Origin of the sequence: Sodalis sp. (in: enterobacteria), from assembly GCF_047607725.1 — a bacterium.
Lineage (GTDB): Bacteria > Pseudomonadota > Gammaproteobacteria > Enterobacterales > Enterobacteriaceae > JBLKSS01.
Window position 1 is genome coordinate 1 of the sequence record NZ_JBLKSS010000102.1, and the last position, 8,884, is coordinate 8,884.

Consider the following 8,884-nt stretch of genomic DNA (forward strand, 5'->3'; position numbering starts at 1 on the left):
TATCATCGCCGGATTATCCATGATCTGACAGCCGTCCCTTATAGGATGCGGGTTCACTAGGCATCGTAGTGGAACATATTCTTACCGGGCCATACAACAAACCCACCAATAATTCAAGACGTCCTCCACGGGGCGCTTACAATAATTCCGACTCAATCAAATCCTTCGGGATCGCCGCCATGTTGAGCGCGATAAACGGCGCCTTGGCGCGTGGACTATGGCGATGCAGGGCGTGGGCCAACAGTTCTTTGCCGGTGCCGGACTCGCCGTTGATAAGGACGCTGATAGACGAGCGCGACAGCCGACCGATAATGCGGAACACATCCTGCATCGCCGGCGCCTCGCCGATGATGTCGACGGTGGGGCCGCTGGCGGGCTGACTGCGGGACGGCGGCGGCTGTTCCAGGTAGTGGCTGACGGCGCGTTCCACCAGCGCCACCGCTTCGTCGATATCGAACGGTTTAGGTAAATAGTCAAACGCCCCTTGCTGATAGGCGCTGACTGCGGCATCCAGATCGGAGTGGGCGGTCATGATGATGACGGGCAGCATCGGGTGACACTGTTTGATTTGTTTGAGCAATGCCAGCCCGTCCATGCCGGGCATGCGAATATCGGACAACAGCACGTCCGGCGTTTGGGTGGCGAGCGCGTCCAGCACCTGGCTGCCACCTTCAAAGGTGGTGCAGGTCAACCCGGCTCCAGTGAGTGCGCGTTCAAGCACCCAGCGGATGGAGCTATCATCGTCGACGATCCAGACTATCCCTCGTTGCATACAGAACCTCACTGGCGAATAGGCAGGTATACCGAAAACTCGGTATGTCCCGGCCAACTGTTAAATTCAATCTTTCCTGAATTCTGATCGATCAGACTGCGGGCGATGGAGAGGCCCAGGCCGGTGCCCCCTTCACGGCCGCTGACCATGGGATAAAACAGCGTATCCTGCAATTGCGCCGGGATCCCCGGGCCGTCGTCCTCGATATCAATGCGCGCCACCAGCCGGTAACATACCCCGTGCAGCGTCAGCTGGAAGGCGGTACGCGTTCTGAGGGTGATGGTGCCGCCCTCCCCCCCCCAGCGCCTGCAGCGAGTTGCGGGTGATATTCAGCAATACCTGCTCCATCTGATCCGGATCGTGGGTCAACTCCGGCAGGCTGGGATCATAATCCCGCACCAGGGTGACATTATCCGGCATTTCAAGCGACACAAGCTTAAACACCCGTTCGCAGACTTGATGAATACTTTGCGTGACGTGCATCCCGGGCTCTTGGGGACCCAGTAAGCGGTCGACTAGGTTGCGCAACCGATCCGCCTGCTCGATGATCACTTTCGTGTATTCCGTCAACGCCGGGTCGGGCAGCGCCTTGGCCAGCAGCTAGGCCGCGCCGCGCAGTCCACCGAGGGGATTTTTGATCTCATGGGCGAGGCCGCGCACCAGATCCCGCGCCGCGACCTGTTGAGCGTGCTGAAGCTGCTCTTGGCTAAGGCGGCGTTGGTTATCCATCGGCGCCAGCTCCATCAGAATAGTCTCTTCCGGCAGCCGCCGCGCGGTCAGCGACAGGATGTGCGCCCTGCCGTCCACCACCAGCGTCACTTCGTTATCGGTAAACCCCTGGCCGGCGTCCAGGCTTTCACGCATCAGCTCGACATTAAGGGAAAAATAGCCCAGCAGTTCGGGCAGCGGGGTGCCGAACAGCTTACGTGAGCTTTGCGCCAGCAGCAGCTGCGCCGCCGGGTTGGCGTATTGCACCGCCAGATCATTATCCAGCAGCAAGATACTGGTGATTAACGAATTAAGGATCTGCCCAGCTTCGGGCAGTGTGCCGGTTGCCATTTAGCAGTCTCCCGCACTCAGTTAGTACAAAGCGATCGGTTATCGGTGATTGCGCATGGCTGCGCGCCAGGTTTGGTGGAGAAAAAAGCCCATCCGGAGATGGGCTGAAGTTTCCACGGCAACAAAAAACTCGGGCGATTAAACACTGTAGTACAGCTCGAACTCCACCGGGTGCGGCGTCATGCGTACGCGATCGTTTTCTTCCGTGCGCAGCGCGATATAGGCATCGATGGTGTCGTCGGTGAATACGCCAGCGCGGGTCAGGAACTCGCGATCCGCATCCAGGGCGTTCAATGCCTCCTCAAGGGAGCCGGCCACGGTTGGGATTTCGCTGGCTTCTTCCGCCGGCAGATCGTAGAGGTTCTTATCCATGGCGTCGCCAGGATGGATTTTGTTGATAATACCGTCCAGGCCGGCCATCAGCAGCGCGGAGAACGCCAGGTACGGGTTGGCGGCCGGATCCGGGAAGCGCACTTCGATACGGCGTGCTTTCGGGCTGGCAACCACCGGAATACGGATGGAGGCGGAACGGTTGCGGGCGGAATAAGCCAGCATGACCGGCGCTTCATAACCCGGGACCAAACGCTTGTAGGAGTTGGTGGTCGGGTTGGTCAGGGCATTGATCGCTTTAGCGTGCTTAATTACGCCGCCGATATAGAACAGGGCCGCTTCGGACAGGCCGCCGTATTTGTCGCCGGAAAATAGGTTGTTGCCGTCTTTGCTCAGCGACATATGGCAGTGCATGCCGGAACCGTTATCGCCGAAAATCGGCTTGGGCATAAAGGTTGCGGTTTTACCGAATACGTGCGCAACGTTATGCACGACGTATTTGTAGATCTGGATTTCATCAGCTTTTTTGGTCAGGGTGTTGAAGCGGGTAGCCACTTCATTCTGGCCGGCGGTAGCCACTTCATGATGATGCGCTTCCACGACCAGGCCCATTTCCGCCATGGTCAAGCACATGGTGGAGCGCAGATCCTGTGAGGAATCCACCGGCGGCACCGGGAAATAACCGCCCTTCACGCCCGGACGGTGGCCTTTGTTGCCGCCTTCATAAGCTTTACCGGTGTTCCAGGCCGCTTCGATATCGTCGATTGCCACATGCGAGCCGGAAATCGAGGTGCCGAAACGAATGTCGTCGAACAGGAAGAATTCGGGCTCCGGTCCAAACAACACCTGATCGGCGATGCCGGAATATTTCAGAAAGTCTTCCGCACGCTTGGCGATGGAACGAGGATCGCGATCGTAGCCCTGCATGGTTGCCGGCTCAAGGATGTCGCAGCGGATGATGAGCGTCGATTCTTCATAGAACGGATTCATCACGGCGGAGGATGCGTCGGGCATCAATACCATGTCGGATTCGTTGATGCCTTTCCAGCCGCCGATGGAGGAGCCGTCGAACATCTTGCCTTCTTCAAAGAAGTCATCCACCTCTTCTTTTTTGACCGGCGCAGGAATGGTAACGTGCTGCTCTTTACCTTTGGTATCGGTGAAACGTAAGTCGATGAATTTTACTTCATGTTCTTTAAGCATCGACATGACTTGTTCAACGGACATAACTCATATTCTCCCGGATGTTGCTTGTCGTCGTCGTGGAACGAACGCCTATGGATTGAATTTTCTGGCTTGCATAGTCTAAAGCTAAAACTGTGCCAACATTGCCAAACCGGCGCGAAACGCTGTGCCGCTGTCTTTTGCTGCACGGGTTGCTGCACCAGATTGGCCGGATTGAACCATATTAGTGCATTTGACGAAAAGGTGGGCACTATTTTGGTGCATAGGGTGGGGCGGGATGAAATTTTGCACCGGGACAGGGATGCGGCGGCGCGCAAAATGACGCAATCGCCAAGAACGACGGATCTTGTTTAGTCCCTCGCCTAATACGTGTACAATAACGTGCTATTTCTAATGCCTGAGGCAAAGTTGTGATCGAAAATCTGCGTAACATCGCCATCATCGCGCACGTAGACCATGGTAAAACTACCCTGGTTGACAAATTGTTGCAACAATCCGGCACGCTCGGTGACCGCAACGATGCAACCGAACGCGTGATGGACTCCAATGATTTGGAGAAAGAGCGTGGGATTACCATCCTCGCTAAAAATACCGCCATCAACTGGCGCGACTACCGTATCAACATCGTCGATACCCCGGGACACGCCGATTTCGGCGGCGAAGTTGAGCGCGTGATGTCGATGGTTGACTCGGTATTGCTGCTGGTCGATGCCATGGATGGTCCGATGCCCCAGACCCGTTTCGTGACGCAGAAAGCGTTCGCCTATGGTCTGAAACCTATCGTGGTCATTAACAAAGTTGACCGCCCCGGCGCGCGACCCGACTGGGTGGTGGATCAGGTCTTCGATCTGTTCGTCAACCTGGGCGCCACCGACGAGCAGCTCGATTTTCCGATCGTCTACGCATCCGCGCTGAACGGTATCGCCGGTCTGGAACATGAAGAAATGGCCGACGACATGACCCCGCTGTTTGAGTCCATCGTGAAAAACGTCGAGGCGCCGAAGGTCGACGTCGACGGGCCATTCCAGATGCAGATTTCCCAGCTTGACTACAACAGCTATGTGGGCGTTATCGGCGTCGGCCGCATCAAGCGCGGCTCGGTGAAACCCAACCAGAACGTGACGGTGGTGGACAGCGAAGGCAAACGCCGCAACGGTAAAGTGGGTCAGGTTCTGGGCCATATGGGCCTGCAGCGTATCGAATCCAAACTGGCTGAAGCCGGCGATATCATCGCGATCACCGGGCTGGGCGAGCTGAATATTTCCGATACCATTTGCGATCCGGCTCAGGTTGAAGCGCTGCCGCCGCTGACGGTTGACGAACCGACCGTTTCCATGTCGTTCGGCGTCAATACCTCGCCGTTCTGCGGTAAAGAAGGGAAATACGTTACCTCCCGCCAGATCCTGGAACGTCTGAATAAAGAATTGGTGCACAACGTGGCGCTGCGCGTGGAAGAAAGCGAAGATCCGGACACCTTCCGCGTTTCCGGCCGCGGCGAGCTGCACTTGTCGGTGCTTATCGAGAATATGCGTCGCGAAGGGTTCGAGATCGCCGTTTCCCGGCCGAAAGTCATTTTCCGTACCGTCGATGGCGCCAAGCAAGAGCCGTTTGAGTCGGTGACGCTGGATATTGAAGAGCAGCATCAGGGGCCGGTCATGGAAGCCATGGGCATCCGTAAGGGCGAGATGCGCGACATGCTGCCGGACGGTAAAGGCCGCATCCGTCTGGATTACGTGATTCCGAGCCGGGGGCTGATTGGTTTCCGTACCGATTTCCTGACCATGACCTCGGGCACGGGTCTGTTGTATTCCACCTTCAGCCACTACGACGACGTGCGTCCTGGGGAAATCGGCCAGCGCCAGAACGGCGTGCTGATCTCCAACGGCCAGGGCAAGGCGGTGGCTTACGCCCTGTACAACCTGCAGGATCGCGGACGTCTGTTTCTGGGCCACGGCGCGGAAGTTTATGAAGGCCAGATTATCGGTATTCACACCCGCTCCAACGATCTGACGGTGAACTGTCTGACCGGTAAGAAGCTGACCAACATGCGCGCTTCCGGTACCGACGAAGCCACCACCCTGATGCCGGCGATCAAGATGTCTTTGGAACAGGCGTTGGAATTCATCGATGATGATGAATTGGTGGAAGTAACGCCGCAATCGATCCGTTTGCGTAAGCGTTATCTGACCGAAAACGAGCGTAAGCGCGCTAATCGCTCATAACGGCTGACGCCCGCCGGGCGAACCGAGACCGCGATGCCGGTTGACTCAGGTCAACCGGCATTTTTTTTGCCGCCCGCCACCGCGCCGGGACCGGCGTCAGCCCTGTTCCGCTACCCTGGCTGGCCGCCTTCTATCACAACGGCGAGTCGTCGGCGTTACATCCCGTCATAGCGCAGCATGATGACCTGCTGCCGACAGTAATCAACGAATTTCTGGGCTGGCCGTCTATCGGTAATTAACGCTGAAAATGCGGTTAGCGGGCCAATACGGGCAGGGCGTACGTAATCGAATTTACCGTGATCGACCACCAGAATAGCGTGCTGCGCCATGGCGAGCGCGCGCTGTTTCAGCGCCAGTTCATCGAAATGGAAGCAAGTGGCGCCGCGTTGCAGGCACAGATCCGCCGCGGAGAAGAAAGACTTGGTAGGACAGATATCATCAAGCTGCGAATGGGTCGTCAGCGGCGTAAAGGTGGCGTTGGCGAGGTGATACCGCCCGCCGCACAATATGGCGTTACAACGTGGTTTTTCCCGCAGCGCCAAAAAGGTGTTTAGCGAATAGCAAACAGCGGTAAACGCCAGATCGTCATCAATGGCGTCAATGATAAACGGCGTGGTGGTGCCGCAATCGAAAAACAGCGTTTCGTCCGGTTCGACCAGCGCCACCGCGTTGTTGTGCGGCGCGGTGACCACATAGCCGCCAAGCAGGACCACCGACGCCAATTCAGCGCTTAAATCCCGGCTGACGGTCATCTCGGAAACGCCAAGTGCAGATTCCGACGTATCCGATCATCTGTTCCGGCGACATCCGATCAGTTATTCCGATATTTTCCGATCACCCATTCCAGTGATATTCGATCACGTGTTCGCTCATCTTCTAACTCGGTTTTAGTCTATTTTTTCTGTGCTGGCTACTCCTTGCTCTTTGCGTAGTGATTCGCCTTTAAGTTCCAGTCGATAGCTGGGGTGTGTACTAGCCGATCGAGTAACGCGTCAGCTGTCGTGGGATTTTCTATCAGTCCATACCATTTTTTTACCGGCAGTTGACTGATCAGGATGCTGCTACTTTTGTCATAACGATCTTCCATCACCTCCAACAGCATCGTTGCCTGCATCGGACTCATTGATTCCAGGCCCAAGTCGTCCAAGAGCAGTAACTCTATTTTTTTGTAAGCGCCCCGTGGAGAACATCTTGAATTATTGGTGGGTTTGTTGTATGAGACAGTAAACCTACGTTACACGCTTATGCTCATTGCATTTTCACATTGTATTTATTTTAATAACTTTTATTTCCATCCCGGTTTGAGTGATATGAAATTAGTGGTTCTGAAGTTTGTGATAGTGTCCATTAAAATTTAAGTGGACATTATCATCGCCGGATTATCCATGATCTGACAGCCGTCCCTTATAGGATGCGGGTTCACTAGGCATCGTAGTGGAACATATTCTTACCGGGCCATACAACAAACCCACCAATAATTCAAGACGTCCTCCACGGGKCGCTTACAWWWWTTCNAWCKGCKKWNNCTGTTNTTANNGKTASNGYTSCKKCTNGCTGSYRYTGGTGAWGRKNGNNGGGCTGGTGTTGCTGTGGCTAAACCGCGGGCCGAAAATCGCCAGGCTGCTGCTGTCCGTAGGCTGGCTGTTATTGCTGGCGCTGAGCCTGCAGCCGGTTGCCGATCGCCTGCTGGCCCCGCTGGAGGCCCATTATCCCACGTGGCAGCCCCGCGGCGAAAGCGTAAAGTGGATTGTGGTATTGGGCGGCGGATATACCTGGAATCCCCATTGGCCGCCCAGCGCCAATTTGATTAACAATAGCTTACCGCGCTTGACGGAAGGGATCCGCCAATGGCGCGCCCACCCAGGCGCGACGATGGTGTTTACCGCCGCCGCCGCGCCCGGCAATCCCGTCAGCAGCGCCGAGGCCGCCTCCCGCGTGGCGCAGAGTTTGGGGGTGCCGGCATCGGCCATTGTGGTGCTGGATAGCCCGCGGGACACCCGTCAGGAAGCGGCAAGCGTCGCCAAGCTGGTCGGGCAAGCGCCGCTGATGCTGGTCACCTCAGCCAATCATCTGCCGCGGGCGATGGGCTTCTTTACCGCCGCAGGACTGAAGCCGCTGCCGGTGCCGGCAAATCAGCTCGCGATCGCTAGCCCCCTGCAGCCGCAGGAGAAAATGTTGCCCTCGCCGCTGTGGCTGGGCCACAGCGAGCGCGTCTGGTATGAAACCCTCGGCCAAGTCTGGCAACGGCTGCTGGGCATAGGGGATCGCGCCGCGCCGTCCGGGAACGGCGGCCCGACGCCGGTCAAGGATGCCGCCGCAAGGAAATAAGCGGATCGACGCGGCAATATCACCTTACTAACGCAGCGGCAGCGACCTAGCGGCCCGGCCATGTCGCTTTGCTGACACGGCGGCATGCTTGCTGGCCGGACACTGGCCGCCCCGGGTCGCCCTGAACACCCATCGGCGCTAAGCCTTTCGTTCTGTCAGCCTCGTGGCGCCGCTCGTTCCCGCTTTAGTCCAGCCACGGGATAAGCTCGCGTCCCGCACACACGAACAGGTCGTGGTCCAGCTGGCCGGTGTGAATATAGCGCGCCACCGCCTCCCAGATGGTGCGTACAGCCAGCGTCGGCAAAGAAACGCTTCCGCCACCGGCGCACGGCTGAGATAATGAAACAATAGCGCTTCGCTCATTCCTTCGTCGCTCAGCCGGGAAAGATCGTATTCCCGCGGCGCCCACAGCAACGTACCCGGGTTCAACATCGCCAACAGCTGGTCGCTGCGGGGATCCTTAAGCATACTGCGCCGCGACAGGTTGCCGTGTACCAGCACACAGCCCTCGCTGAAGTCGTCAAATAGCCGCGGCAAACACTGCAGGGTACGGAACAGCAATACCCGATCGTCATGGGAAAGCAACGGCGCCGAGACTTTACTCAACTCAGGGTCGATCAGATCACCTCGATCCGCTGTGAATACCATGCTGGCCAGCGATTCTCCTGTGTACTGTCGACGGTCCCTACCAGGCCGTGGCTGTCGATCCGGTGCCAGGCGAGGATGCCATCGACGATTTGCTCCTGAAGCTGCTGCCAGCGTTCCGGCGTGCGGGTCGGCGCCTCGACCGGCACGCCCCCCGCAGTCGTTCCATTAGCAGCAGCTCTTTGTAGGGGGGATGTTGCGATAAAAGTAAGCGTACGCCCAGCGCCGTATTGACAGTTATTCAGCAGGGATGGTGAGGTTCCACGGCAGGAGCTCTTTGATTTTGTTGATGGGATGATCCGCGATAATCGCCAGCACATGGCGCAGATACGCTTCCGGCTCC

At 57.2% G+C, this 8,884-nt stretch carries 4 protein-coding genes and 5 pseudogenes; 2 read left to right on the forward strand and 7 right to left on the reverse strand.

Translation table 11 applies throughout. The features are described from left to right. Positions 1-142: 142 nt before the first annotated feature. The 3 genes and pseudogenes from ACMX3H_RS09645 to glnA all read right to left on the reverse strand — a co-directional run. Positions 143-772 (reverse strand): annotated as a pseudogene (locus ACMX3H_RS09645) (response regulator); the annotation flags it as partial. A gap of 8 nt (positions 773-780) precedes the next feature. Next, positions 781-1,831: pseudogene (glnL, locus tag ACMX3H_RS09650) on the reverse strand (nitrogen regulation protein NR(II)). 138 nt (positions 1,832-1,969) lie between these two features. Further along, positions 1,970-3,388 (reverse strand): glutamate--ammonia ligase, encoded by a 1,419-nt coding sequence (glnA, locus tag ACMX3H_RS09655; RefSeq protein WP_415210659.1) that lies wholly within the window; start codon positions 3,386-3,388, stop codon positions 1,970-1,972. A 368-nt stretch (positions 3,389-3,756) separates the two neighbouring features. Here glnA and typA point away from each other — a divergent pair, with 368 nt between their 5' ends. Then, positions 3,757-5,568 carry a translational GTPase TypA gene (gene typA / locus ACMX3H_RS09660; protein ID WP_415210660.1) on the forward strand — a complete coding sequence of 604 codons (1,812 nt, stop codon included), beginning with the start codon at positions 3,757-3,759 and terminating at the stop codon, positions 5,566-5,568. A 155-nt stretch (positions 5,569-5,723) separates the two neighbouring features. On the opposite strand, the pseudogene deoR reads toward typA, so the two are convergent. Further along, positions 5,724-6,335 (reverse strand): annotated as a pseudogene (deoR, locus tag ACMX3H_RS09665) (DNA-binding transcriptional repressor DeoR); the annotation flags it as partial. A 120-nt stretch (positions 6,336-6,455) separates the two neighbouring features. Next, positions 6,456-6,736: pseudogene (locus tag ACMX3H_RS09670) on the reverse strand (ATP-binding protein); the annotation flags it as partial. A 386-nt stretch (positions 6,737-7,122) separates the two neighbouring features. Here ACMX3H_RS09670 and elyC point away from each other — a divergent pair. Beyond that, complete coding sequence (elyC, locus tag ACMX3H_RS09675; protein ID WP_415210661.1) at positions 7,123-7,896, forward strand: envelope biogenesis factor ElyC; 774 nt, start codon at positions 7,123-7,125, stop codon at positions 7,894-7,896. Between the two features lie 184 nt (positions 7,897-8,080). Here elyC and ACMX3H_RS09680 read toward each other — a convergent pair. Continuing rightward, positions 8,081-8,752: pseudogene (locus ACMX3H_RS09680) on the reverse strand (hypothetical protein); the annotation flags it as partial. A gap of 26 nt (positions 8,753-8,778) precedes the next feature. Next, the coding region (locus ACMX3H_RS09685; protein WP_415210122.1) for a transposase domain-containing protein at positions 8,779-8,884 on the reverse strand (106 nt) is incomplete at its 5' end.

Coding starts and splice junctions, on each gene's coding strand:
- glnA (WP_415210659.1), bottom strand. CDS start 3,388: ATGTCCGTTGAACAAGTCATGTCGATGCTTAAAGAACATGAAGTAAAA.